Source organism: Gluconobacter sp. P5H9_a (genome assembly GCF_018812085.1).
Taxonomy (GTDB): domain Bacteria; phylum Pseudomonadota; class Alphaproteobacteria; order Acetobacterales; family Acetobacteraceae; genus Gluconobacter.
The window spans coordinates 1-546 of record NZ_JACRVW010000075.1; the positions used below are offsets into that span (position 1 = coordinate 1).

Annotated in this window: 1 protein-coding gene; it reads right to left on the bottom strand. The window is 37.2% G+C overall.

The window, feature by feature from the left end:
• Positions 1-34: 34 nt before the first annotated feature.
• Positions 35-412: a hypothetical protein gene (locus tag KP708_RS15545; protein WP_215751378.1), complete on the bottom strand. Its 378-nt coding sequence runs from the start codon at positions 410-412 to the stop codon at positions 35-37.
• Positions 413-546 lie beyond the last annotated feature (134 nt).

A 546-nucleotide genomic window follows, 5' to 3' on the forward strand; every position in this document is an offset into this window, starting at 1 on the left:
CGCGCTAGCGCCGCAGGCTGCTCAGGTATAAATATTACTCGGATTTAGAATATACCTTAGGATCAAATCGGTCTCTATAATCTTGAGTAAAAGCTTGGCCTATACCATTTAATCTTGAGTCTAGTGGGCGTGTAAACTTGGCGCTTAAATTAAAATTTGGGTATTTCCCTGTTATTTTTGGATGTAAATAAGCAGCTATTTCTACGTCTGATTGAGATATATATCTTCCTGCCCATTTTTCTATAATATGCTTTAGAGCTCTACTGTGTTTTGGTTTTGTTTTTATTGTTGTCTGAGCATCTAACCATTCATACGCCATCCTAATACAGTCTTCATGCTCGTGAAGAATGTCTGATGGATGTTGGTACTTGAAGCCAATTTTGGCATCGTTAATTTCTTTGTCAGTAAGCACTGTATAATTTCCTCTTATCAAAATACTTAACCAAATATGGTAATGTTAGATGTCACGAAAATGGGGCGGCTTTTACACCGCTCCAGAGCAACATCAGAAGTATTTTAGTGGCTAAAATACCTGTCTCTTATACA